The 23,748-nt window shown below is 72.3% G+C and carries 21 protein-coding genes; 12 read left to right on the plus strand and 9 right to left on the minus strand.

What is annotated here, in order from left to right; genetic code table 11:
• From VF289_RS17605 to VF289_RS17620, 4 genes are all read left to right on the plus strand, one after another.
• On the plus strand, positions 1-222 hold a 222-nt coding region (locus VF289_RS17605), incomplete at its 5' end, for a UDP-galactopyranose mutase (RefSeq protein WP_330885436.1).
• Between the two features lie 63 nt (positions 223-285).
• Entirely contained in the window at positions 286-2,391 is a 2,106-nt protein-coding gene (locus VF289_RS17610; protein ID WP_330885438.1) for a glycosyltransferase, read from the plus strand.
• Positions 2,388-3,326, plus strand: a complete 939-nt coding sequence (locus tag VF289_RS17615; RefSeq protein ID WP_330885440.1) for an ABC transporter permease — start codon at positions 2,388-2,390, stop codon at positions 3,324-3,326. Before VF289_RS17610 ends, VF289_RS17615 begins: the two co-directional genes overlap by 4 nt.
• Positions 3,327-3,339: 13 nt before the next feature.
• Positions 3,340-4,110 carry an ABC transporter ATP-binding protein gene (locus tag VF289_RS17620; protein WP_330885441.1) on the plus strand — a complete coding sequence of 257 codons (771 nt, stop codon included), beginning with the start codon at positions 3,340-3,342 and terminating at the stop codon, positions 4,108-4,110.
• 127 nt (positions 4,111-4,237) lie between these two features.
• Here the strand turns inward: VF289_RS17620 and VF289_RS17625 are convergent, their stop codons facing one another.
• On the minus strand, positions 4,238-5,020 hold the full coding sequence (locus VF289_RS17625) for a TIGR03089 family protein (protein WP_330885443.1): 783 nt from the start codon (positions 5,018-5,020) through the stop codon (positions 4,238-4,240).
• The gene (gene cofE / locus VF289_RS17630) at positions 5,017-6,123 is read right to left on the minus strand and encodes a coenzyme F420-0:L-glutamate ligase (RefSeq protein ID WP_330885445.1); all 1,107 of its coding nucleotides are present in this window, start codon (positions 6,121-6,123) and stop codon (positions 5,017-5,019) included. The genes VF289_RS17625 and cofE overlap by 4 nt, the downstream gene beginning before the upstream one ends.
• A 154-nt stretch (positions 6,124-6,277) precedes the next feature.
• Here cofE and VF289_RS17635 point away from each other — a divergent pair, with 154 nt between their 5' ends.
• From VF289_RS17635 to VF289_RS17645, 3 genes are read left to right on the plus strand one after another with little or no spacing between them, the layout of a single operon-like run.
• The gene (locus VF289_RS17635; RefSeq protein ID WP_330885447.1) at positions 6,278-6,577 is read left to right on the plus strand and encodes a WhiB family transcriptional regulator; all 300 of its coding nucleotides are present in this window, start codon (positions 6,278-6,280) and stop codon (positions 6,575-6,577) included.
• 12 nt (positions 6,578-6,589) lie between these two features.
• On the plus strand, positions 6,590-10,012 hold the full coding sequence (locus VF289_RS17640; protein ID WP_330885448.1) for a hypothetical protein: 3,423 nt from the start codon (positions 6,590-6,592) through the stop codon (positions 10,010-10,012).
• On the plus strand, positions 10,005-11,624 hold the full coding sequence (locus VF289_RS17645) for a DUF5719 family protein (protein ID WP_330885450.1): 1,620 nt from the start codon (positions 10,005-10,007) through the stop codon (positions 11,622-11,624). Before VF289_RS17640 ends, VF289_RS17645 begins: the two co-directional genes overlap by 8 nt.
• A 79-nt stretch (positions 11,625-11,703) precedes the next feature.
• Here the strand turns inward: VF289_RS17645 and VF289_RS17650 are convergent, their stop codons facing one another.
• Positions 11,704-12,159: a metallopeptidase family protein gene (locus VF289_RS17650; protein ID WP_330885452.1), complete on the minus strand. Its 456-nt coding sequence runs from the start codon at positions 12,157-12,159 to the stop codon at positions 11,704-11,706.
• Positions 12,160-12,274: 115 nt separating this feature from the next.
• On the opposite strand from VF289_RS17650, the gene VF289_RS17655 reads away from it, so the two are divergent.
• Together VF289_RS17655 and VF289_RS17660 are read left to right on the plus strand one after the other, a co-directional pair.
• Positions 12,275-12,691: a DUF3499 domain-containing protein gene (locus tag VF289_RS17655; RefSeq protein WP_414644523.1), complete on the plus strand. Its 417-nt coding sequence runs from the start codon at positions 12,275-12,277 to the stop codon at positions 12,689-12,691.
• Positions 12,684-14,405, plus strand: a complete 1,722-nt coding sequence (locus tag VF289_RS17660; RefSeq protein ID WP_330885454.1) for a phosphomannomutase/phosphoglucomutase — start codon at positions 12,684-12,686, stop codon at positions 14,403-14,405. Before VF289_RS17655 ends, VF289_RS17660 begins: the two co-directional genes overlap by 8 nt.
• Before the next feature lie 118 nt (positions 14,406-14,523).
• On the opposite strand, the gene VF289_RS17665 is transcribed toward VF289_RS17660, so the two are convergent.
• On the minus strand, positions 14,524-15,375 hold the full coding sequence (locus tag VF289_RS17665) for an RDD family protein (protein WP_330885456.1): 852 nt from the start codon (positions 15,373-15,375) through the stop codon (positions 14,524-14,526).
• 116 nt (positions 15,376-15,491) lie between these two features.
• Between VF289_RS17665 and VF289_RS17670 the strand changes: the two genes are divergently transcribed.
• Both VF289_RS17670 and VF289_RS17675 read left to right on the plus strand, forming a co-directional pair.
• Entirely contained in the window at positions 15,492-16,487 is a 996-nt protein-coding gene (locus VF289_RS17670; RefSeq protein ID WP_330885458.1) for a stage II sporulation protein M, read from the plus strand.
• Positions 16,488-16,540: 53 nt separating this feature from the next.
• Positions 16,541-17,173, plus strand: a complete 633-nt coding sequence (locus VF289_RS17675; protein WP_330885460.1) for a class I SAM-dependent methyltransferase — start codon at positions 16,541-16,543, stop codon at positions 17,171-17,173.
• 150 nt (positions 17,174-17,323) lie between these two features.
• Here the strand turns inward: VF289_RS17675 and VF289_RS17680 are convergent, their stop codons facing one another.
• The 5 genes from VF289_RS17680 to VF289_RS17700 are packed head-to-tail and all read right to left on the minus strand — an operon-like array spanning position 17,324 to position 22,763.
• The gene (locus VF289_RS17680; protein ID WP_330885462.1) at positions 17,324-18,622 is read right to left on the minus strand and encodes a DUF58 domain-containing protein; all 1,299 of its coding nucleotides are present in this window, start codon (positions 18,620-18,622) and stop codon (positions 17,324-17,326) included.
• Between the two features lie 10 nt (positions 18,623-18,632).
• Positions 18,633-19,646, minus strand: coding sequence for a MoxR family ATPase (locus tag VF289_RS17685; protein ID WP_330885463.1), 1,014 nt, complete (start codon positions 19,644-19,646; stop codon positions 18,633-18,635).
• Complete coding sequence (locus VF289_RS17690; protein ID WP_330885465.1) at positions 19,643-20,848, minus strand: DUF4350 domain-containing protein; 1,206 nt, start codon at positions 20,846-20,848, stop codon at positions 19,643-19,645. Before VF289_RS17690 ends, VF289_RS17685 begins: the two co-directional genes overlap by 4 nt.
• On the minus strand, positions 20,845-21,585 hold the full coding sequence (locus tag VF289_RS17695) for a DUF4129 domain-containing protein (RefSeq protein WP_330885467.1): 741 nt from the start codon (positions 21,583-21,585) through the stop codon (positions 20,845-20,847). The genes VF289_RS17690 and VF289_RS17695 overlap by 4 nt, the downstream gene beginning before the upstream one ends.
• Complete coding sequence (locus VF289_RS17700; protein ID WP_330885469.1) at positions 21,582-22,763, minus strand: glycerophosphoryl diester phosphodiesterase membrane domain-containing protein; 1,182 nt, start codon at positions 22,761-22,763, stop codon at positions 21,582-21,584. The genes VF289_RS17695 and VF289_RS17700 overlap by 4 nt, the downstream gene beginning before the upstream one ends.
• 295 nt (positions 22,764-23,058) lie before the next feature.
• Here VF289_RS17700 and mtrA point away from each other — a divergent pair, with 295 nt between their 5' ends.
• Positions 23,059-23,745 carry an MtrAB system response regulator MtrA gene (gene mtrA / locus VF289_RS17705; RefSeq protein WP_330885471.1) on the plus strand — a complete coding sequence of 229 codons (687 nt, stop codon included), beginning with the start codon at positions 23,059-23,061 and terminating at the stop codon, positions 23,743-23,745.
• The last annotated feature ends 3 nt before the right edge of the window (positions 23,746-23,748 follow it).

Here is a 23,748-nt window from a genome sequence, read left to right on the forward strand (position 1 = left end):
GAGTTCTCCCGCTTCGCCGAGTCCGGGGACGAGCCGTACTACCCGATCAACTCCGGCCGTGACCGTGAGCGCGTGCTGGCGTACCGAGAGCTCGCCGACGGAGAGCCGCGTACCCTGTTCGGCGGGCGCCTGGGCACCTACCAGTACCTGGACATGCACATGGCGATCGGCTCCGCCCTGTCCATGGCTGACAACAAGCTGACCGACCTGCTGAGGGCCTGAGAGGTTCCGTCGCCCCGCGAGGGCGCGAGAACCCATCCACGCCGACGAGGAGCATTACCACCCATGAACTCCACCGCCACCGACGCTCAGCCGAGCACGTCCGCGCCTGCACAGGAGGCCCGGCAGCGGGTGCTGCAGCGTCTGATCCTCCCGGCGGAGGTCTCGCCGGACATCGTCCCGCTCTACATCGAGGCCGAGGAGACCCGCTCCGCGGTCTCCGGGAAGTCCTTCGGTCTGCGCGGCGAGGCCGGGGCCTCCGGCGGAGGCGACGACCAGGTCGTCGAGCGCAAGGGGGCGCAGGCCCGGGTCGACGTGAACGAGCTCAGCGAGCGGCACGCCGTGCCGATCCCGGCCCATTCGATGCGGTCCTTCGGCACGTACTTCAACGCCTTCCCCGCGAGCTACTGGCGGCGCTGGACCCCGGTGCGCGCGATCCGCCTGACAGTGCGCACCGTCGGCAGGGGCCAGCTGATCGTCATGCGCTCCACCGCCCGCGGCAGCTTGCAGCGTCATACCTCTCTCGACGTCACGACCGACGGCACGCAGGTCGTGGACCTGCCGCTGACGGCCTTCGGCGACGGCGGCTGGTACTGGTTCGACGCCTACGCGGGCAACGAGGACTTCACCATCCTCGGGGCGGAGTGGACGGCCGATGCCGATCTCGCCCGCACCGAGGGAAGCTTCTCCATCGGGATGACCACGATGAACAAGGTCGAGTACTGCCTGGAGAACATCCGCACCGTCGCCGCGGATCCGGGGCTCCGAGAGCTGCTGGATGTCATGTACGTCATCGACCAGGGCTCGGACCGCCTGAACGATCACCCCGATGCCGTCGATCCCCTGCGCGAGGAGATGGGCTCTCAGCTGCAGATCATCGAGCAGGGCAACATCGGCGGCTCCGGCGGCTTCTCCCGAGGCATGTACGAGGCGTCCACCGGAGGCACCTCGACGTACGTCATCAACTGCGACGACGACATCGTCATCGAGCCGGAGTCGCTCATCAGGATGGTGACCTTCGCGGACTTCGCCACGCGCCCCACCCTGGTCGGCGCGCACATGTTCGATCTGAACAACCGCTCGGTGCTGCACGCCTTCGGCGAGATCGTGGACCCGTGGGTCATCCAGCCCTCCCTCCCGACCTCCGCGCCGGAGATGCAGCACGATTTCGCCCAGAGCCCTCTGCGCTCGACGCCGTGGCTGCACCGCCGGACCGATGTGGACTACAACGGCTGGTGGACCTGCCTGATCCCCACGGAGACCGTCCGGGCGATCGGGTTGAGCCTGCCCGTGTTCATCAAGTGGGACGACACCGAGTACGGGCTGCGCGCTCGCCGGCACGGATACCCGACCGTCTCCCTCCCCGGCGCGGCTGTGTGGCACGTGACCTGGGCAGACAAGAACGACGCCCTGGACTGGCAGGTCTACTTCCACGAGCGGAACCGTCTCATCACCGCGCTGCTGCACTCGCACTACGAGCGCGGGGGCGGCGTGCTGACGGAGTCCCAGTCGATCGACATCAAGCACCTCATCTCGATGCAGTACTACACGGAGAGCGCGCGCCTGAAGGCGCAGGCGGATGTGCTGAGAGGGCCCGGCTACCTCCACGACGAGATCTCCACGACCCTGCCCGAGCTCCGCGCGATGGTCGCGGAGTACGACGACTCCACCACCCGGGAGGGTGCGGAGTCGTTCCCCCGGATCCATATGGAGAAGCCTCCGCGCAAGGGCCGGGAGGTCAGGGCCCCCCACCGGGCCCTGCTGCCGGCATGGACGGTGAAGATGATGCTGCGCCAGCTCGCGGCCCCGGCGACCGAGCTCTCCCGGCGGCATCCGCAGGCGGAGATCCCCCACCAGGACGCGAAGTGGTGGCGGCTGAGCCGATTCGACAGCGCCGTGGTCTCCAATGCGGAGGGCACCAAGGCCGCCTGGTACAAGCGTGATCCCGAGAAGGTGCGCCGGATGCTCGCCGAGACCCTCAGGACCCACACCGCGCTGCTGACCCAGTGGAACTCTCTGCGCGACCAGTACCGCGCGGCCGCTGAGCAGATCACCTCCTTCGAGGCGTGGGAGCGCACGTTCGCGGCGAACCCCGCCCCGGTGCGTCCGGGGGATGCCCTCGCGGACGGTGCGGAGGCCTCGGGACCCGGTCGCGGAGGCTCCGCAGCGTGAGCGCTGCCGGATACGGTCGCTCGGCGCAGCTGCCCTCCCGCGCGGAGCAGGCCGAGGGCTGGCGCGCTCCCGGGCAGGATGCCGGCTGGCTGAACCCCGTCAAGGAGAGCTTCCTGCTGCGCCTGCTGGTGCGCAAGGAGCTGCGGGTGCGCTACCGCGGCAGCGCGCTGGGGATGGTGTGGAGCTACGTCAAGCCTGCCGTGCAGTTCCTCGTGTTCTACATCGCGATGGGTGTGTTCCTCGAGCTGAACAAGGGAACCCCGGCGTACGCGGTCTATCTCTTCAGCGGGATCGTCGTCGTGAACCTCTTCGGAGAGGTGTTCGGCAACGCGACCCGATCGATCACCGGCAACCAGGCACTGGTCTCCAAGATCTATCTGCCCAGCGAGCTGTTCCCCTGGTCGAGCATGATCGTGGCGCTGGTCCACTTCCTGCCGCAGCTGGTGGTGCTGCTGGTCGGAGCGCTGCTGTTCGGATGGCTTCCCTCGACCACGGCGGTCATCGCCTTCGGCCTCGGCATGCTGATCCTGCTGATCTTCACGATGGGGCTGGGCATGCTCACCGCATCGCTGAATGCTGCTTTCCGCGACGTGGAGAACTTCGTGGACCTCATCGTCATGGTCGCCACCTGGCTCTCCCCGGTGCTCTACCGGATCGACATGGTGCAGCGCTCGATCGACGGGACCGTGTGGTGGTGGCTCTACCAGCTCAATCCTCTGACCATCGTCGTGGAGCTGTTCCACGTCGCCTTCTGGCGCTACTCGAAGCCCGTCGTGGACGAGATCGCCTCGGGAGTCCCCGGCAGCGAGACCCTCGCGACCCCGGGCGAGCCCTTCGGCCTGTGGTGGGCCGGAATGCTGATCGCCCTGGCCGTGTTCGTGCTGGGCACCGTCGTGTTCGAGCGCTCCAAGCGACGCTTCGCCCAGGAAATGTGAGGGGAGCGCGATCATGAGCCCGAACATCGACTCCGTGCCCGAATCCGCTGCGGTCCCCACCGACCGCGAGATGGTGCGCATCGAGCACATCACCAAGCAGTTCTCGCTGCGCCATGACCACTCGCTCAAGGAGCTGGTGTTCTCGGCCCTGCAGCGCAAGAAGCTCGCCGACACCTTCCTCGCGCTCGAGGACGTAGACCTCACCGTGCACGCGGGAGAGACGGTAGGCCTGATCGGCTTCAACGGTTCCGGGAAGTCGACGCTGCTGAAGACGATCTCCGGCGTGCTCTACCCCGACGAGGGGCGGGTGCTGCTGCGCGGCCGGGTCGCCGGCCTGATCGAGGTCGGCGCAGGCTTCCACCCTGATCTCTCCGGGCGCGAGAACGTCTACCTCAACGGTGCGATCCTCGGCATGTCCCAGGAGCAGATCGACGCGAAGTTCGACGACATCGTCGCCTTCAGCGAGATCGAGGAGTTCATCGACACGGATGTGAAGTACTACAGCTCGGGCATGTTCCTGCGCCTGGCGTTCGCCGTCGCGGTGCACACCGAGCCGGATATCTTCCTGGTCGACGAGATCCTCTCCGTGGGCGACGAGCCGTTCCAGAAGAAGTGCCTCGAGCGCATCCGGGAGCTGCAGAAGGCCGGGCGCACCATGATCGTGGTCTCCCACGAGCTGGAGATGCTCGAGAAGCTGTGCACCCGCATCGTCGTGCTGCGCAAGGGCCGGACGATCTTCGACGGTGATCCGAAGCAGGCGGTCTCGACGCTGCGCGCCAGCTGACGGCGCGCGCCTGCTGGTGCGCAGCCCGTCTGAAGCAGGGGTCGTCTGTCGCGCGGGTCGGCCTCGCCCCGTCGCGGCTCCGTCGTCGCGCGGCCGCAGCCTCGTTCGGCCTCCGGCCCGCCCGGCCTCAGCCTCGCGCGGTCACGCCCTCCTCCTGGGCCGCTCGCGCGGTGACGGCCGCTGCGGGGCAGACGATCCCGCCGCCTGCCAGGAGCGTGCCGAGAACATGCGGGAGCGCGCTCAGCCCGTCCCCGTCCACGAGCAGCCGCGGCGGGCCGGCATCATCCCGTGGCACGATCCGGTCCGGCACTGCCCGGTCCGGCACCGCCTCACCCGGTCCGGCGGCGACCTCCGGCGTCACGGGCGGCACCTGCGGGGCCGGTCCGCTCCAGTCCGGAAGCTCGATGCCGAGCCGATCCGAGCTGCCGCGCACCTCGGCGAGCCAGTCGTGGACCAGCGGCGGCAGCGCACCGGGCCAGCGGGGAGCGAGCGAGACGGCTTCGAGGGCGAGCACCTCGTCGGCCGACTGCGCGAGCGCGGAGCCCGGACGGTCCGTGATCACCACTGACGGTTCCTGGTCCGCTCCGGGTGCCGCCGGGTCGTCGGCAGGGGCGCCGCCGGTGCGCTCATGCACCGTGACCTCGGCCCCCAGGGAGCGGGCCGCGAGCACGAGGGCGAGGCGCTTCCAGTGGGGCGCGAGGTCCACGAACACGGCGTCTCCAGGCTCCAGGGCGATCTCGTCGTGCAGGTGCCCGATCGTCTTGATCACCCAGTTGGCCAGCACGTGTCCGGACAGCTCGATCCGCGCCGACTCCCCGTACCAGGCGAGCACGGGTCGCGGGCCGGTCCGCTCCAGCGCCTGCAGCAGACGCGTGCCGGTATCGGTCAGCGGGGCCGGGTCGGTGCTCATGGCTGCTCCTCCTCGGAGATGGTGTGGACGATCTCGAGCGTGATCTCCGGCAGCGGGACGCCGAGCGACTCCGCCCCGAGAGCTGTGCGGATCCTCTCGGCGAGGGTCGCCGCATCGATCAGGGCGTCGGCCGTGGCTCCCACCGCGTGGACCACGATATGCGGGCGCGGTCCCTCCGGTGTGCTCACGCGGGCCACTGCCGTCGACGGTCGCCCGGCGTCGCGGGGCACGGCCGCGACCGCGAGCGCCCGTGAGATCCGCTCCGCGGCGGGCTCCGGCGACATCCGGGCGACGGGCTCCTGCTCCGGGGCGAGCCCGAGCGCCACCCACACGGACTCCAGGCTGGGGCGTCGGAACCAGTCCTCCGGGCCCGTACGGGAGAGCTCGCGGGCGGCGATGTCCTGCCCGGTCGCCTCCGGCACACCGCGCACCAGTGCCGCCGGGACACCGCTGGACTTCCCCTTGACGAGGTCCGCCGCGGCCGCGAGCTCGTCGGCGAGGTTCCGGACGGTGACGGAGAGAGGGCGGCCGTCGGCATCGGTCCCGCCGCGCAGGTCCTGGAGCGAGGCGACCCCCGCGGCGCCGAGCGCGATGTCACCCACCCCCACCCGCCAGATGCGCGAGGAGGTATCGGTCAGCACCACTCCGAGCTCCACCCCGAGGGCGGCCAGCAGTCCCTCGCGCACAGTGCGGGCGCAGGCGTCAGGGTCCTCGGGCAGCAGCAGCGGGCCGTCCGGCGCGTTCGAGGAGTCGACGCCGGCGGCGGCCATGATCGGCCCGGAGGGGATCTGCACCACGGAGGTAACCACGTGGGTGTGCAGGCGCCGAGCGACCGTGCGGACGGCGGCCTCGGCGATCGCCCGCTCCCGCTCCTCGGCGGGGACCCGCAGTCCGAGCGCTTTGGAGACGATCTTCGTCGAGACGCACAGGACGTCGCCAGGGCGGGGGGAGAGCGGGACCAGCGCCGCGGCCAGCTCCGCGACCAGGTCGTCGCCCTCCCGGATCTCACCGAGGCCGGACACCGGGAGCACCCGGACGCCGCTTTCCGGGACGACCGGGCCGGAGACCGCGGTGACCTGCGCAGGGTGGCGAGATGTGGACACGAGGGCCTCCCGGGACTGTGATTCGGTGACGGCATGCAAGGCGACGCGCCGACGCCGCTTGACGGACCATAACTACACCGGTGTACTTTAGGCCCCGACGGGCCTTCGGTGGTCGACGCAAGAGGACGACGCAGCAGTGGAAGGAGTGGTGGCGATGGACGAGGATCGTGTCGACGACGACGCGCGTGCAGAGCTGTCCCTGCTCGACATCTCCGGGCAGGACTCCGACGATGCTGAGCTGACATGGCAGGAGCGCGCCCTGTGCGCGCAGACCGACCCGGAGGCGTTCTTCCCGGAGAAGGGCGGCTCCACCCGCGAGGCCAAGAAGGTGTGCGTCTCCTGCGAGGTGCGCGCGGAGTGCCTGGAGTATGCCCTCGAGAACGACGAGCGCTTCGGCATCTGGGGCGGCCTCTCCGAGCGCGAGCGTCGCAAGCTCAAGCGCCGGGTGGTCTGACATCCTTCCCCGGTGAGCGACCGTCACATCATCGCGGTCGCCCTGCTGAGCGGGGCGACGACAGCGCCTACCCACAACGCCCTCCGTGAGGCGCTCTCGTCGCAGATCCGCCGCCCGGACGAGGTGCTGGTCATCGCCCCTTCCGACCTCCCGGCAGAGGTGCGCGAGAGCCTGGAGGCCGATCTCGCCGCCGGCACGATCGACCGGCTGCTCCCGGTCTCCTCCTCCCTGAGCCGGGCCGGTGCGATCCGTGAGACGCTCGAAGTGCTCTCCTCGCGCGCCCCGGCAGCGGACACCGTCACGGGAGAGGACGACTCCGCCGATGCGGAGGGCACCTCCGACACGGCCGGCCCGACCGAGCGGTCAGCGGCCGAGGGATCTCCCGACGGGGAGCCGCAGCCCGCCCGCCGCGGGGGCCGGCGGGCCCGCCGGGTCGACAGCGCCGCCGTCGAGCGCGAGCGGACCCAGCGCGCGGAGGACCTCGCCAGGATCCCGCTGCGCCTGCGCGGGCGGCGCTACCGCTCGGGCCGACGGGTCGGCGCAGCGGACGGCACCGCGGGGGAGCCCTGGCTCTGGTTCGTCCTCGACGGCGCGCCGCCCGCACCCGACGCTCTCGCCCGCCAGCTGGAGATCACCGAGGTCTCTCCCAACACGGCCGCGGTCGGCGCCAAGCGGGTGCGCCATGCGGAGGCCGAGGAGCCGCAGCAGTGGAGCGTGGACGGCGCGGATGCGCTCGTCGACGTCGGGCTCACCCTGACCCACGGCGGACAGATCATCACCGGTGTCGACCCCGGTGAGATCGACCAGGGACAGGCGGACTGGCGCCACGACGTGCTCGCGGTCCCGCTCCCGGGCCTGCTCGTGCGGGAGCAGACCCTCCGGGAGATCGGCGGTCTCGACCCCGACCTGCCTGCCCCCTGGGCGGAGATCGACCTGTGCCGTCGCATCTGGCGCTCGGGGGAGAGGGTCGCGGTGCAGGCCGCAGCCCGCGTGCTGCACCCCCACCCCACGAGGCCCCTGCTCGAACGGCTCCGCGAACAGCGCACCGGACAGCTGCTGGTGCTGCTCAAGCAGCGCTCCCTGCCCCACGCCCTGCTGACCCTCATGCTGCTGCCGCTGGTGACCCTGGTGCGCATGCTCGCAGCGGTCGCCGGCTCCGCCCCGCGCATGGCCATGATGGAGCTGCGCGCCGCGGCCGGCGTGCTGCCGCGGATGCATCGGGTGCTCGCCCGGGGACTGCGGGAGCGCCGTCATGCGCGGGTGCCGCGCGGGCGCCTGGCCCCGCTGTACGTCCCGCGCGGTGAAGGGCTGAGGCGCTGGGCGGACGACGCCTGGACCAGGAACTTCGGCGACGACGACCGACGGCGCCAGATCCGCCGCACCACCTGGGGCATCGCCGGGACCCGGCACGGTCTCGAGGATGCCGACTACGGCCGCCACATCGTGTGGACCGTGGTGGTCGCACTGGCTGCGACGGTCTTCGGCCTGTTCGCCCTGCGCGGGCTGTTCGGTCGCGGCGAGCTGGTGGGCCCGGCGCTGCGCACCCTCCCCGAGGAGCGGGCGGATCTCTGGGCCGCCGCCTGGTCGACCTGGATCCCCGGGGGATTGGGGGAGCGGGGTCCCGGCGATGCGCTGGCGCGGCTGCTGGGGCACCTCCCCGTCGGCGGGCAGCTGCCGATCGAGATCCTCGTGTTCGCCGCCGTCCCCGCGAGCTCCCTGTTCGCCTGGTGGGCCTCCGGCGCGCTGACCAGAGCAGTCGGCGCCCGGCTGGTGATCGCGAGCGTCTGGACCCTCTCGCCCTCGCTGCTGACCGCCCTCACCGTCGGGGCCTGGCCGCTGATGCTGGTGCATCTGCTGCTGCCGCTGCTCGCCCTCGCCATCGGCCGGGCCGTCGGACTTCCCCACAAGGTCTCCCAGGCCAGCATCTCCGCCGCGGCCGCCGGCGGCCTCCTGCTGCTGGTCATCGGTGCCGTGCAGCCGGTCATGGTCCTGCTGTGCGCAGTGGCGCTGGTGATGATCGCGGTCGCGGCGCCTGGCCGCCGGCGCCGACTGCTGTGGGTCCTGCTGCCGTCCCTCGCGCTGCATGCCCCTTATCTGCCCACCTACATCGGCCAGCCCGGCACACTGCTCGCGGTGGCCGGGGTCCCGCCCACGGCGCTGACCGCCACGAGCACCGATCTGCTGACGCTGTGGCCCGTCGCCCCGGGCATCCAGTCGATGCTCGCCCCCCTGGTGGGCGGGACCGCCGCAGCCCTGCTTCCGCTGCTGCCCGTCGCCCCCGTCGTGCTCGCCGCCCTCGTCGCGCCCGTGCTGCCGGGAGCGGCCGGACGGGTGGGCCGCTTCGGCCTCCTGCTGGCGGCCACGGGAGTGCTGGCGGTGCTGCTGGCACGCTCGACCTGGACCGGCGTCGACGGGGACCAGCTGGTCACCCCCTGGCTGCACGGACTGCTCAGCGGGGTGCTGCTGTCCCTGGCCGTCGGCGCCGCGGCGACCTTCGACGCCCTCGCCCGTCGCGAGGTCCGCGACGGCCGCCTGCGTCGCCTGGCCGTGGCGACGATCGGCGCCGTCGTGGCCGCCGCCTGCCTCGTCTCGGTCGCGGGGTGGATCGTGCTGCTGCCCGGCCAGCTCCGTCTGGACCGGGCCGAGGCCGGTGAGGTCCCCGCCGCCGCAGCAGACCAGGGCCGCACCGATGCGCGCTCGCGGGTGCTCGTGCTCACCCAGCAGGAGGACGGTGCGGTGGAGGCACGGCTGGTCGTCCACGGCGGTGACACCGTGATCCAGCACGCGGTGATCGCGGACGCCCGTGACGTCGACACCGTCTCCGCGGGCCGGCCGGTGGATGCCGATGCCGGCTCCGAGGCATTGCGCGAGGCCGTGGCGGGGCTGCTCTCGTCCGCGGGCGCGTCCGGCGGTGACGAGTCGGACCGCCGCGCGGTCTCGGAACTCGCGGTCTCCTACGTGATCGTGCGCGGGGACCTCGAGGCCCAGGCCGGGCTGCGGGGGAGCCTGGATGCCTCCACGGAGCTCGAGAAGGTCACCGAGGGCGCGCAGGGCGGGATGTGGCGGGTCATCGACGCCATGCCCCGTGCGGTCGTCGTCGGCGGCGCCGAGCCTGTCGCGCTGGACAGCGGCGCCGTCGAGGCCACGGGCCTGCTGCCGGCCGAGGACGAGGCCCGCACGGTGGTCCTCGCCGAGCGCTATGACACCCGGTGGCGGGCCACCCTGGACGGCGACGAGCTGCAGCCCGTCGAGGTCGCGGGCTGGGCCCAGGGGTTCGAGGTCCCGGCCGGAGCAGGAGGAGAGGTGGACGTGCGCCGCGACCAGCCGCTCACGCTGCTCTGGCAGCTGGTGCTGTACTCCGCGACCGCGCTGACCCTCGTGATCTCGCTCCCGTGGCGAGTCCGGTCCCGCACGGTGGAGGAGATGTATGGCTGAGCACCCCGCCCACGGCGAGTCGCCCCGGCCCCGGCACCGGCCGATCGCCCAGCGTTCGCTGTTCGCGCTGGCCTCGCTGGTCCCGCTCGTCCTCGCCCTCGGTGCCCTGAGCACCACCCCGGCCCCCGCTCCCGTTCCGGTCGAGCGCGCCGCCGCCGAGTCACAGCCGGGAGCGAGCACGCGCTGGTGCCACGGTCCGCTGGAGCTGCCCGAGGAGGTGCTCGAGGGCGGACCGGACAGCGAGCTCGCCGTCACCCCGCCGACCAGCTCCGTGACCCTGCGCACCGTGGCGGTCGAACCCGCGTCCTCGCTCCTGTTCGGCACCGTCAGCGGCTCCTCGACCCTGCAGGAGGAGGACGGCTCCGTCCGTGCGCCGTCGATCGTGGTCGACGGCGCCGACGGGTCCGCCCTCGCGGACGACCCCGCCTCCCGCGACCTGGGCGTCTCCGTGGTGGGGCTCGAGGACGTCGAGGACGCGCCCCACGTGACCGGCGCGACCTCCGAGGGTGGCCGTCCCGTCACCGACTCGCTCCAGAGCACCCTCACCGGCTCCGGCGACTTCCGCTCCCTGTCGCTGACGCGCTGTGCGGAGCCGACCACCGACGCCACCTTCCTGGGCGTCTCCACGGAGAGCGGGGACAGCGCCGTGCTGGTGCTGCGCAATCCGACCGAGCGCCCCGCCACCGCCTCGGTCCAGCTGTGGTCCGAGGACGGCCCGGCCTCCATGGAGGGACGCAGCCAGGTGGTCGTCGCACCGGGGGAGGAGCAGCGGGTGCTGCTGGAATCGGTGGTCCCGGGCCAGGAGGCCGTGGGCGTGGGCGTCTCCGTGCTCGGCTCGCCGCTGACCATGCATGTCCAGGCCACCGAGCGCGACGGCCTCACCCCGGGCGGCGCCGAGATCCTGTCCCCGCTGCCCGTCGTGGCCGATGAACTGGTCATGCCCGGGGTGGACGTCACCGAGGCCGCCCCCACGGTGGTGCTCGCCAACCCTCACGGCGGCGACACGACCGCCTCGCTCGAGGTGGCCGGACCTGACGGTCCGATCCAGGATGCTGCGGTCGAAGGGATCGACGTGCCCGCCGGGACCGTGGTGCGCGTCCCCGTCGACGACCTGCCCGAGGGCACCTACTCGGTGACCGTCACGGCCGAGGACCCGATCAGCGCCGTCACCCGCAGCAGCCGGGCCGGCGGGGACCTGCCCGGTGACACCATCGGCACCCCGATGGACTTCGCCCTCACCTCCCCTGCCCCGGCGCTCGGCACACATGGCCTCACCGCGCTTCCTGCCCAGGGCACCGCGGGCGAGCTCACCCTGACCGGTACGGAGGATTCGGCGGTCACGGTGATCCCGATCGCCGAGGACGGTGCGGCCGGGGAACCCCTCGAGGTCGAGGTCACCGCGGGAGCGACCACGTCGCTCTCGTCCCGACAGTTGGAGGTCGACGGGGAGTCCGCCGCCGGGCTCACCCTGGTGCCGGACGTCCCCGGCGCGGTGCATGCGAGCTGGATCCAGCGACAGAGCGACGGCAGCACCCGTTCTCTGATCTCCTCCATGCCGGTGCTGACCGACAGCGGAGGTCAGGAGTCCGTCACGGTGCGGCGCGCCGACTGACTGCGAATTGTGGACTGTGGGCCGGCGTGCGCGCGCTGCGGGCTGCGGGCTGCTGGCGGTCGTGCGCCGATCGAGGAGCTCAGCCGTCCCACGCGTCCGGGTCGACGTCCTCCGGCGCGATGTTCAGCAGGGACCCGATCTGCTCGGACAGCACCTGACGCACCAGCGTCTCCAGATCGTCCTCGTTCGCGCAGCGGGTCTGCAGGGGACGCCGGTAGACGATCACCCGCGCAGGATGCTCGCGCGAGGGCGGGATCACGCGACCGAGCAGCACCGTCGCCTCCTCCCACGGCGCGGGGTCTGTCGGGGGCACCTCCTCGACCATGACCTGGAGGTGGGCGAGACGGCGAGGGAACCGCTCGGCGAGGGCGGCCCCGGCATCGGCCACGAGATCGTCGAACCGTTCGCGGCGGGTGCGATATCCGGGCAGGTGCGGTGGGATCAGCTCCCATCGACGGCCGCGTCCGCGGCGGTCGCGGCGGGGAGGGCCCTGGCGCGGGCCCGGCGCTCCGGGGCGCAACGGCTGGACGTCCATGGCCGCACTCTATCCGCCCCCTGCTCAGTGCCCGCAGCGAGACGGTGCCGGGTCCGCGGTGTGCACGGGGCGCGCCGTCGGCCGGGACGCCCGGTGCCTGCGTAGACTGCGGGGCGTGCCTGCTCGAGAATGCTCCCGGACCGCCTGCTCCAGGCCCGCTGTCAGCTCGCTGACCTTCGTGTACGAGGACTCCACCGCGGTGCTGGGGCCGCTGTCCCGCCACAGCGAGCCGCACGCCTACGACCTCTGCCGCGAGCATGCCTCCCGGATGACTCCGCCGCGCGGCTGGGAGCTGCTGCGGGTCGCCGGCGGGGAGCAGGTCAGCGATGATCTGGTCGCGCTCGCCGATGCCGTGAGCCCCCGCTCCGCAGCCGTCGAGTCGACGAGCACGGGAGGTGCCTCGGGGCCCGCCTCGGACCTGCCCGCCGGGGATGCCCGCTCCTCGCGCAGGATCCGCGACACCCGCCCCGGCGGCGAGGAGGACTCCTCGCCCGCCCGTCACCTCCACGTCGTCAGGAGCACCCATGACTGAGCAGTCCGTGACGCAGCCCGCCACCGGGCCCGGTCGTCCCGACCTCTCCGCCCTCTTCCTGGCCAATGACGTGCGCGGTCGCGCAGGAGTGGAGCTGACGGCCGAGGTCGCCCGGGCGCTCGGTGCCGCCTTCGCGGACCACCTGGACGCGCCGGCGATGATCATCGCCCATGACATGCGGCTCAGCTCCCCGGAGCTCTCCCGGGCCGTGATCGAGGGCGCGGTGCGCCGTGGCGCGATCGTCGCCGATGCGGGGCTGTCCTCGACCGATCAGCTGTACTTCGCCTCGGGGCAGCACCATGCCGCCGGCGTGATGGTCACCGCCTCCCACAACCCTGGGGCGGACAACGGATTCAAGCTGTGCCTGCCGGGCGCGCGCCCGGTGGGGCGGGAGACGGGCCTGGAGGAGGTCCGGCACGCCACCGAGGCCTACCTCGCTGCGGGAGAGATCCCGGTGCACGGCGAGGGTCGTGCCGAGGGGATCGAGACGCTCGACGGCTACGCCGCGGCGCTGCGTGACCTGGCGCCCCTGCCAGAGGGTCGCAGGATCCGGGTGGTCGTGGACGCGGGCAGCGGGATGGCCGGGCATACCGCTCCGGCCGTGTTCGGCGGGCTGCCGCAGGTCGAGCTGATCGACCTCCACTTCACGCTCGACGGCAGCTTCCCCCATCACCCGGCCGATCCGCTGCGCCCGGAGAACCTCCGCGATCTGCAGGAGGCGGTGCTCGGCGAGGGCGCAGACCTGGGACTCGCCTTCGACGGCGACGCCGACCGGTGCGTCGTGCTAGACGAGCACGGGACGGCGGTCCCGCCCTCGGCGATCACGGCGCTGATCGCCCGACGCGAGATCGCCCGGGCTCGCGCCGCCGGCGAGGAGCAGCCTGTCGCCGTCGCGAACCTGGTCTCCTCCCGCCACGTCGCCGAGACCGTCCGTGCGGCCGGAGGGGAGTTCGTGCGCACCCCCGTCGGTCATGCCCGGATCAAGACCATCATGGCGGAGCGGGACGCGGTGTTCGGCGGCGAGCACTCCGCCCACTACTACTTCCGGGATTTCTTCTTCGCGGACTCCGGCATGCTCGCGGCGCTGCATGTGCTGTCCGCTCTCGTCGAGAGCGACGGTCCCGCCTCGGGGCTGGTCGCGACGCACTCCCCGTACCACGCCAGCGGTGAGATCAACCTCCGGGTGACGGATGCCGAGGCCGCTCGCGAACGGGTCCGTTCGCACATCGCGTCCCGGCCCGGGGTGTGCACTGATGATCTCGATGGACTCACCGCGGTGCACTGGGACGGGGAGCTCCCGGCGGAGGACCGCTGGTGGTTCTCCCTGCGCTCCTCGCACACCGAACCGCTGCTGCGCCTGAACGTCGAAGCGGAGCAGGAGGAGTCGATGCTCCGGATCCGGGACCAGATCCTCGCGACCGTGCAGAACGAGGACATCGTGCAGGACGAGAGCGGCGCTGCGGAGACCGAACAGGCCGGCGCCGGCGGTGCTCCCGCCACAGCGACCACCACGGACATCTCCCTGCCCTCCGGGGCGAGCGGTGCGGACGTCCCCGGATGGGTCCGCGCGATCCTGCGCTGCCCGGACTGCGGCGGCGAGCTGAGGGACGTCGACCGCGCGATGCAGTGCACCGGCTGTGCCCGCGTGCATCCCGTCGATGGTGGTATCCCGGTGCTCATCGCGGGCCAGCACGAGGCGCCGTCGGCGCCCTGACCGGGAGCGACCTCGCCCTCCGGAGGGACACTGCGCTCCGGAGGGACCTTGACCTCTTGAGCGGCGGCGTGCGGCGAACGCCGACGGGACTCGCCCTCGGAGGCGGCACGTGCTCCGGTCAGGCCGTGAAGGGGACCGTGCGGACCTCTGCCGCCAGCTCCTGCTGTCGCTGCTGACGGCGGCGCAGCCGGACCTCGTCCCGGCGTGAGCGCTCGGCGATCACCGCCGTGAGGAAGGCCTCGGGATCGGTGCCGGGGGGCGGCGCCGGTGCGACATGGGGAAGGGTGCGCCGCAGCAGGTCGCGCGAGAGCTGGCGGCGGGACTCGGGATTGATGCTCGTCGCGCGCGGCAGGAACGAGCGGATGTCCTGCATCAGGGTCAGCGGCAGGCGGCCGACGTCCGCTCCCAGCACCCACTCCCGCAGCTCCGGCGGCACCTCGCGGCGCTGCGGGCTGAGGCTGCGCATGCGCTCCTGGATCACCATGGTGCCCGCCAGCAGATCGCCCACCCGTCGGGACCGGCGATCGATCACCGAGCAGGTCAGGGCGATCGCCCCGGAGGTGGACCAGATCTCGAGCATCGCCATCACCGCGCGCAGCAGGCTCTGTCGCACGTGCACGGGTCCGCCGTCGTCGCGCACCACACGCGTCCCCATCACCAGGCGGCCCACGGAGCGGCCGCTCAGCAGCAGCTCGCACAGCACCGGGTAGGCGACGTAGGCGAGCACGGACATCAGCACGATCGCGGCGGCGACGAAGCCGTCGTCGAGATCCGACCGCGCCGCCGCCCAGGCCACGGCGACCGAGCCTCCCACGAGCAGCGCCAGCTGGATCACGCCGTCGATCGCGGCGGACACCATGCGCACGGCGAAGGAGGCGGTGCGCAGATCCAGGAGCACCGCATCACCCGTGATGAGGGCGTCGCGGTCGCGAGGGGAGGAAGCCGCTGCGGCCGTGCCCATGGATGCCATGACCCCATCCTGGCACCGGAGCGTCTCCCGGGTGAGCATCGAGCGTCGGCTTCCGACGGCGCGGGGTCCGACTTTCGTCGGCCGTCCCGCGGCGCGCGGGACCCTACCCTGAGGTCGTGGACACAGACGCCTTCATCGCCGTGCACCGACCGCAGTGGGACCGACTCCGGGATCTGACCCGGAGCCGCTCCCTCGATGCGGCCGGTGTCGACGAGCTGCTCGCCCTCTACCAGCAGACCTCCACCCACCTCTCCACAGTCCGCTCCACGAACCCGGATCCGGCGCTGGTCTCACGGCTCTCCCTGCTGGTGCACCGGGCACGACTGCGCATCACCGGTGCTCGCACCCCGCTGTGGAAGCACGCCCGCACCTTCTTCTGGGAGGATCTGCCCGCCGCGCTCTACGAGTCCCGCTGGGCGGTGGCGCTGGCCTCCGGGATCTTCCTGCTGGCGACGCTGGCCTCGGGGCTGTACTTCGGCCTGGACGAGACCGCGCGGGGGCTCGTGGTCCCCGAGGCGCAGCAGCGCATGCTGGTCCAGCGCGATTTCGTCAGCTACTACTTCCAGGGTGAGGCCTCGGGCTTCGCCGCGCAGGTGTGGACGAACAACGCCTGGATCACGGTGCAGGCGGTGGTCTTCGGGGTCACCGGGATCTGGCCGGTGATCATGCTGGTCCAGAACGGACTGAACATCGGCCTCTCGGCCGGAGTGATGGGAGCCCACGGCGGGCTCGGCACGTTCTTCGTCTACATCCTCCCGCACGGGCTGCTGGAGATCACCTCGGTGCTGGTGGGGGCCGGGGCCGGGCTGCGCACCTTCTGGGCGTGGGTGCGTCCCGGGCCGGTGCCCCGGCTGTGGGCCCTGTCCCGGGCGGCCCGTTCCCTGGTCACCGTCGCGATCGGCCTGGTGCCGGTGCTGCTGGTCTCCGGGTTCATCGAGGGCTTCGTGACCCCGAGCTCGCTGCCGCCCGCGGTGAGGATCGCCATCGGCGCCCTCGCCTGGCTCGCCTTCCTGGTGTTCATGCTCGGGCGCGGTCGACAGGTGCACCACGCGGGTGTGTCCGGGGACCTCTCCGAGGAACTGGTCGGCTCGCGCGTGGCCACCGCCGGCTGAGCGGCGGGGACCCGGCGCGCCGGGCGGGAGCGGGCGCCGCTACGCTCGGTGCCATGCAGAGCCGCAGCGCCGACCGGGACTTCTCCACCTACAACGCCGCGCAGGCAGGGCGCGCGGTGCGGCCTCTCGCAGTCGCCGGTGTCGAGGCGGCATGCGGACCGGTGGAACCGCCCCGCACCGTGGCTCGGGGCGGTCCCGCGACGAGAGCTTGCATCGCGGTGGACCTGGGATGCGGCCTCGGGATCGAGGCTCGCCACCTCGCCGAGAACGGCTACGAGGTCCACGCCTATGATGCGGATCCGAGCGTGAGCGAGGCGCTGGAGGCGCTGGCCGCCGAGCTGCCCGTGCATCCCCGGCATGTCGACCTCGCCGAGATCCGCGCCCTGCCCGACGCCGATCTGATCCTCGCCTGCGCCTCCATGCCGTTCATCCGGCGTGATGCCTTCGACCGGCTCTGGCGGGCCGTGCTCGGCGCACTGCGACCGCAGGGGATCCTCGCCGTCGACCTCTTCGGGGAGCGGGACGACTGGGCGGGGACCGAGGGCACCTATCTCTCCCGGGACGAGGTCGAGTCGCTGCTCGACGGCCTCGAGGTGCTCGAGCTGACAGAGGAGGAGCGCGAGGGGCGATCCTTCAGCGGCCCGAAGCACTGGCACACCTTCCGCGTCCTGGCGAGGCGCCCGTGACCCGAGCCCGAACAGGTGCCCGATCCGCAGCACCGGCGGAAGTCACCGTGCGGCGGCCCGTGCTCCGCGGTCACGTCGCCCAGGCCCCGGTGAGCAGCTCGCGGTGCTCCTCGAGGACGCTGATGATCTGCGCGCAGGAGGCCTGCATCGTCACAGCCGCCCGGCGGCCTTGAGCGCCAGATAGGCATCGGCGAGGGCCTGCGGCGCACGCTCCGGCGGGGCGTCGACCACATGGGCGCCGACCCGTTCGAGAGCCTGCGAGACGCCTGTCCTCTCCGCGCGCGCCTGCTCGGCCGCCGCCGCACGGTAGACGGCCTCGAGATCGCCGCGACCGGCCGCGAGCTCCTCGAGGGCGGGATCGGAGACGGAGGCGACGACCAGCGGGTGGTCCTTGGCCAGACGGGCCGCCACCGGCAGCAGCCCGGAGTCGATCACCGAGGACTCGACAGGGGTGATCAGCACGACCAGGGAGCCACGCCGGGTGCGCTCGGCGATCGTGCTCGCCGTGAGCTCCCAATCGGTCTCCACCAGCGCCGGGTCCACCGCGGCGGTGGCGGCGACCATGTCGTGCAGCACCTTGGTGCGGGTCGAGCCGAGCACCGAGACGTGGGGGATGCGGTCCACGCACACCAGGTCCACCCGGTCCCCGGCCTGACCGGCCAGTGCCGTGAGCAGCAGGGCGGCATCGAAGGCGGCATCCAGCCGCGTCGCCTCCCCGAGGCGGCCGGCCGAGGTGCGGGAGGTGTCCACCACGATCAGCACGTGCCGGTCGCGCTCGGGGCGCCAGGTGCGGACCACCACGCTGCGACGCCGAGCCGTCGCGCGCCAGTCGATCGAACGCACGTCGTCGCCGTCCACGAAGTCACGCAGGGAGTCGAACTCGGTGCCCTGGCCGCGCTGATGGATCGAGGCGAGCCCCTCGATCTCCCGCAGCCGCTGCACCCGGGAGGGCAGGTGGCGGCGAGCGCCGAAGGGGTGCAGGGCCAGGAGCGGTCCCGGAGCGGTGGCCCGGGCCGTGCGCCGGGCGAGCCCCCACGGCCCGCGGGAGGCGATCAGCAGCTCCCGGGAGCGGTGCTCGCCGCGCCGCGTCGGGGTGAAGGACTGGGCGATGGCGCGCCGCTCCTGCGCGGGCAGGCGGAGGGTGCTGCGCTGCTCGGCGAGGCCTGCGGTGGGGTTCCAGGCATCGCGCACCTCGAGAGAGGCGGTGCGGGAGGTGGGGTTGGTCAGCAGCAGGCGGCCGCTGACCGTGTTGCCCAGTCGCACCTGGGTCGGGGTCTCACGACGCACCCGGAGCGTCCGGGGATCCGTCGCCGCCAGCGCGTCGGCGAGGACCACCACAGTCCACAGCGCGGCGAGGATCAGCAGCACCCACCAGGTGGGCCACAGCACGATCACCGGCAGCGCGAACAGCGCGACCAGGGCCGCGCGCGGGGTCAGCGAGATCCTCATCGGCGTCGCCTCAGCGGGGGACCGGCACGGAGGCGAGGGTCGCGGCGAGCACGGCCTCGACCTGGGTGCCCTCGAGCTCGGCCTCGGTGGTCAGCCGTACGCGGTGCGAGAGGGTGGAGGGGGCCATGGTCTTGACGTCGTCGGGGGTGATGAAGTCGCGCCCGGTGAGGTAGGCCCAGGCCCGGGCGGTGCGCAGCAGTGCGATCGCACCGCGGGGGGAGACGCCGAGGGCGAGGCTGGGGGAGCGGCGGGTCGCGCGGCACACGTCCACGATGTACTGCACCACCGGATCCTCGGCCACCACCTGGGCGACGTCCTGCTGGGCGCGATGCAGCGAGGGGATGTCCACCACGGCGCGCAGCCCCATCGCCGTGAGATCGGTGGTGTCGAAACCGCCGGCATGGCGGCGCAGCACGTCGACCTCGACCTCCCGCTCGGGCAGGGGCATGACGGCCTTGAGCAGGAAGCGGTCCAGCTGCGCCTCGGGCAGCGTGTACGTGCCGTCGAACTCGATCGGGTTCTGGGTGGCGATCACCAGGAAGGGATCGGGCAGGGGACGGCTCGCGCCGTCGACGGTCACCTGCCGCTCCTCCATCGCCTCCAGCAGCGCGGACTGCGTCTTCGGGGGCGTGCGGTTGATCTCGTCGGCCAGCAGCAGGTTGGTGAACACCGGCCCCTCGCGGAAGACCAGGTCACTGGTGGAGTTGTCGTAGACGAGGGAACCGGTGATGTCGCCGGGCATCATGTCCGGGGTGAACTGGACGCGCCGCATCCGCACATCGAGCGCCGCGGCCAGGGAGCGCACCAGCAGGGTCTTGGCCACGCCGGGCACCCCCTCGAGAAGCACATGGCCCCGGCAGAGCAGCGCGACCACCAGGCTGGTGACCGCCGCGTCCTGCCCGACGACCCCTTTGTGGATCTCGGCGGAGAGCCGCTGCAGCTGGGATCGGGTGCCCGCGTCGACCTCGGGCTCTGGCTGTGAGGGGTGGGTCTGCGGGCCGGCGCCCGGGGTGGTGTCGGTCATCGGTCGATCTCCTTCTCGAGACGGTCGAGCTCGTGCGCGAGCTGGACGAGGTCCTTGTCGCTGGTGATGGGGGTGGGGCCGAGCAGCTGGCGGAGCTGCTCGGGGGAGCGGTCCACATGCGTGGTGAGCGTGGCGAGCAGACCGTCGAGCGCGGGCTCGTGACGCAGCCCCAGTCGATCCGCGAGCCGGGAGGAGGCCGCGGAGCGCAGGGCGGTGGCCGCCGCATCGCGGGCCTCGGCGCGCTGGAGCAGCCGGGCACGGCCCAGCACCAGCTCCTGGGGACGGACCGTGACGGGCAGGGGTTCGATGACCACGGGCCCGAAACGCCGGCCGACGGCCACCAGCGCGAGCGTCGCCACCAGCAGCAGCCACAGCAGCAGCGGACCCGCCCAGTCCGGCAGGTACCCCAGCGGGGTCTGCGAGGAGGGAGCCATCGGGTCGTTCGCCGAGGGGACATACCAGCTGAGCTGACCGTCGGCGGCGAGCAGGTTGAGCACGAGCGCCGAGTTGTCGGCGCGGCCCACCCCGTCATTGGTGAGCAGATCCGCGCTGCCCAGCACCACCACGCCGTCGTCCTCGGCCACCAGGGCGCCCTCGCCGGTGGGGAAGCAGCCCTCGGCGCCCTCCCCGATCCGGTACAGCGTGGCGGCACCGAACACGCCCTCGTCCGCGTCGGGGACCTCGAGGGTCCGCGCCTGCTGGGCGAGATCTCCGCACTCGGTGCCCGCCTCGAGCTGCGCGGAGGAGCGCACCGAGCCGGCGGGGCTGATCCGCGGTGTGAAGTAGGACAGGGTCACGAAGTCGGGCCGGACCAGCACCAGGGTGCCGTCTCCGGACCCGTGGGCCTCGGCCAGTGCGTCGAGCTGCTCGCCGCCGAGCTCGGAAGGGGCGGTGACCAGCACGGTCTCACCCTCTCGCAGCGCCTGGGCGGCGTCGGCGGTGTGCCGGTCCACGTCCACCTCGACCTCGAGATCTCCGAACACCTCCACCACGGCCTTCGAGCCCTGCCCGGTGGGGGCGTCCGGCTCGAGCGGCCCGTCCCGGTACAGGCCGCGGGCGACGGAGGCGAGGACCGCTGCGATCATCGCGAGCACGATCAGGGTCACCAGCCAGGGATGCCTGCGGGCAGCCCCGGCCTCGCCCGCAGCCTCGCCCGCGGTGGGGCGGGCGGCGGGGACAGCGGGAGCGGGTCCGACGCTCATGCGCCAGCTCCGGGGACGGCCCCGCGCTGCGCGCTGTGCTGCGTCCCGTTCTCATTCCCGTGCTGCGGCCCGCGCCCTGCCGGGGTGGGGTCCTCCTCTGCCGGGTGCTCGGCGTCCGAGAGGTCGGGCGCGGATTCGGAGATGTACTCGGCCAGGCGCAGCAGGTCCTCGGCCTGCTTGGCGCTCGCCGGACGGTGGGAGTAGGCGGCGGTGTCGAAGGCGTCGGCGCCCCGCTGGAGGCGGCCTCGCAGTTCGGGGAAGGAGACCGCCGCCCGCGACGCCGCCTCGTGCGCCGTCATCCCGGCGGCCACGTCCAGCAGAGTGCGTTCCTCGAGATCACGCACCAGGGCTCGCAGCGCCAGCACCGTCCCGTCGTCGGTGCGTCCCGCCTGGATCGCGTCCCGGGCGGCGCTGCGCAGCTGCTCGCCGCTGATCACCGGCTCGGCATCGAGCTGCGACTGGACGGAGAGGGTGTGCCCGCGACGGATCAGCCCGGTGCGTCGCAGCACCAGGAGCATCACGGCGACCAGGACCAGCACCAGCAGCACGGCGATGCCTGCCTGGGCCGTGGAGGAGCCGTCGATGCCGTCCAGGAGGCTCATCATCCAGCGTTCGATGCTGCCCAGGAGCCACTGGATGAAACCGGGGGAGTCGTCGTACTCGGGCTTCGAGAGCTCCTCGAGGATCCGGGAGCGGGCCTCGTCCGGATCCTGCGGCGGGGGCGCGGCGGAGATCATCGCACGCCGTCCGCCGCCCAGGCCTCGCGCGCCTGGCGGGTCAGCTCGACGTCCCAGGCCTCGTGGCGCATCCGGGCATCGGCGTAGATCGACACGAATCCGGCGGAGAGGAACGGTGCGAGCAGGAAGGTCGCGGCGTAGCTGCCCACCATCATCAGGATCGTCATGACCACCATGGCCAGCACGAACCCTTCGAAGGAGGTCGCGAGCAGGATGGCGATGTAGAGGACGGCCGCGATCGTGCTGAACACACCCGCGATGATCTGGACCGCGACGGTGTAGAGCAGGTAGAGCAGGAGCGAGGTGCCCAGCACCCGCCACAGCCGACGGCCCCGGGTGAGCACGACGCTGCGTCGCAGCGCACTGATCACGCCGATGTCCTCCAGGACGAGCGCCGGGATCGCGAGCACGGTGCGCGCCCAGATCCACAGCATGGCCAGCAGGGCCACCACGGCGCCGAGGATCAGCGGGACGATCGTCAGCCATGACGCCTCCTGGACCAGGAGCAGGGGGAGCATGCCCAGTCCGAACGCCAGGACGAAGGCCACGATGCTCAGCACCCCGATCAGCAGGCTGACACCGATGGCGGCCGGGCCGCGACGGCGCATCGTGGTCCACATCTCCTCGGCGGGGACGGACCGGCCGACGGCCTCGCCCAGCGCGACCCGGGTCAGCGCCACGGTGACCAGCGCCGTGGACACCATCGTGACGATCACCGTCACCGCGGAGGACAGCACCATCAGGACGACGTCGCGCACCGTGGACAGGCCGGTCACCTCGGACGTGGCCTCCGGGTTCTCCAACATCGACTGCATGTCCCCCATCATCGGGACCAGGCTCGCCCCGGTCGCGAGGGTGAGGACCACGAAGGCGACGCCGTAGACGGCGGCGGCGACGCCGAGCACGGTCCGCGCCCGCAGCCGGTAGATCCGCACGGCGGCTCCCAGCACCTCGCCCAGTCCCAGCGGCCGCAGGGGGAACAGCGGGATCGACTGCACCAGCTCACGGCGGGGGCCCCTCGGCGCAGGACCGTCGGGGGCTGCACCGGAGGGCGGGGCCTGGTGCGGCGCCCGAGCGTCCGCGCCGTGCGCCTGGCTGGTCCGGTCCTCGGAGGACGGTGACGACGGGGACGGCTCGCCGGGTCCGGTCGCCCCCGGTGCGGTCCACTGCGTGCTCATCGTTCCTCCTGCTGATCGCGTGCTGCTGGTCGTGTCCTGCGGGTCCGTGTCCTGCTGATCGCGTCCTCATGATCATCCGGGGCCCCGGCCGCCTGGCCCGGTGGCCGGACGTCGGCCGAAGCTCCGAGGACCACAGTGATGCAGTGACGACAGTGACGACAGTACGGAGTGGAGTGCCCCGCGCCGATCCGACGAACGTCGAAGACCCGGCGTCTTCCGGCCCCTTTGCCGGAGCGGACACCCCTGACGGCCGGGCCTCCCAGGTCCGGGCGCCGTACGGTGGCATGATGTCCCCATGACGACGCCTTCACGGATCCTCGTGGTCGATGACGATCAAGCGATCGCCGAGATGGTCGGCATCGTTCTGCGCGGCAAGGGCTACGAGGTCGCCACCTCGCCCGACGGCGCCTCGGCGCTGGAGACCTTCCCGCGCCTGCGACCCGACCTGGTGCTGCTGGACCTCATGCTGCCCGGGATGGACGGCATCGAGGTGTGCCGGCGATTGCGCCGAGAATCCGGGGTCCCGATCATCATGCTCACCGCCCGCACCGACACGGCGGACGTGGTCGAAGGACTCGAGGCCGGAGCCGACGACTACCTCACCAAGCCCTTCGAGCCCGAGGAGCTGGTGGCCCGGATCAAGGCCCGAGTGCGTCGGGTCGAGGAGCCCACCACCGAGAAGCTCACCATCGGTGATCTCACCATCGACGTCGACGGGCACGAGGTGCGACGCGGCGAGGAGCCGATCTCGCTCACCCCGCTCGAGTTCGATCTGCTCACCCAGCTCGCCCGCAAGCCCTGGCAGGTGTTCACCCGCGACGTGCTGCTGCGCGACGTGTGGGGATACCGCCACAGCGCCGACACCCGCCTGGTGAACGTCCACGTCCAGCGGCTGCGTTCGAAGATCGAGCATGATCCTGAGAACCCCTCGATCGTGGTGACCGTGCGCGGGGTCGGATACCGCGCCGGGGGCGCGTCCTGAGAG

Origin of the sequence: Brachybacterium sp., from assembly GCF_036379615.1 — a bacterium.
GTDB lineage: Bacteria > Actinomycetota > Actinomycetes > Actinomycetales > Dermabacteraceae > Brachybacterium.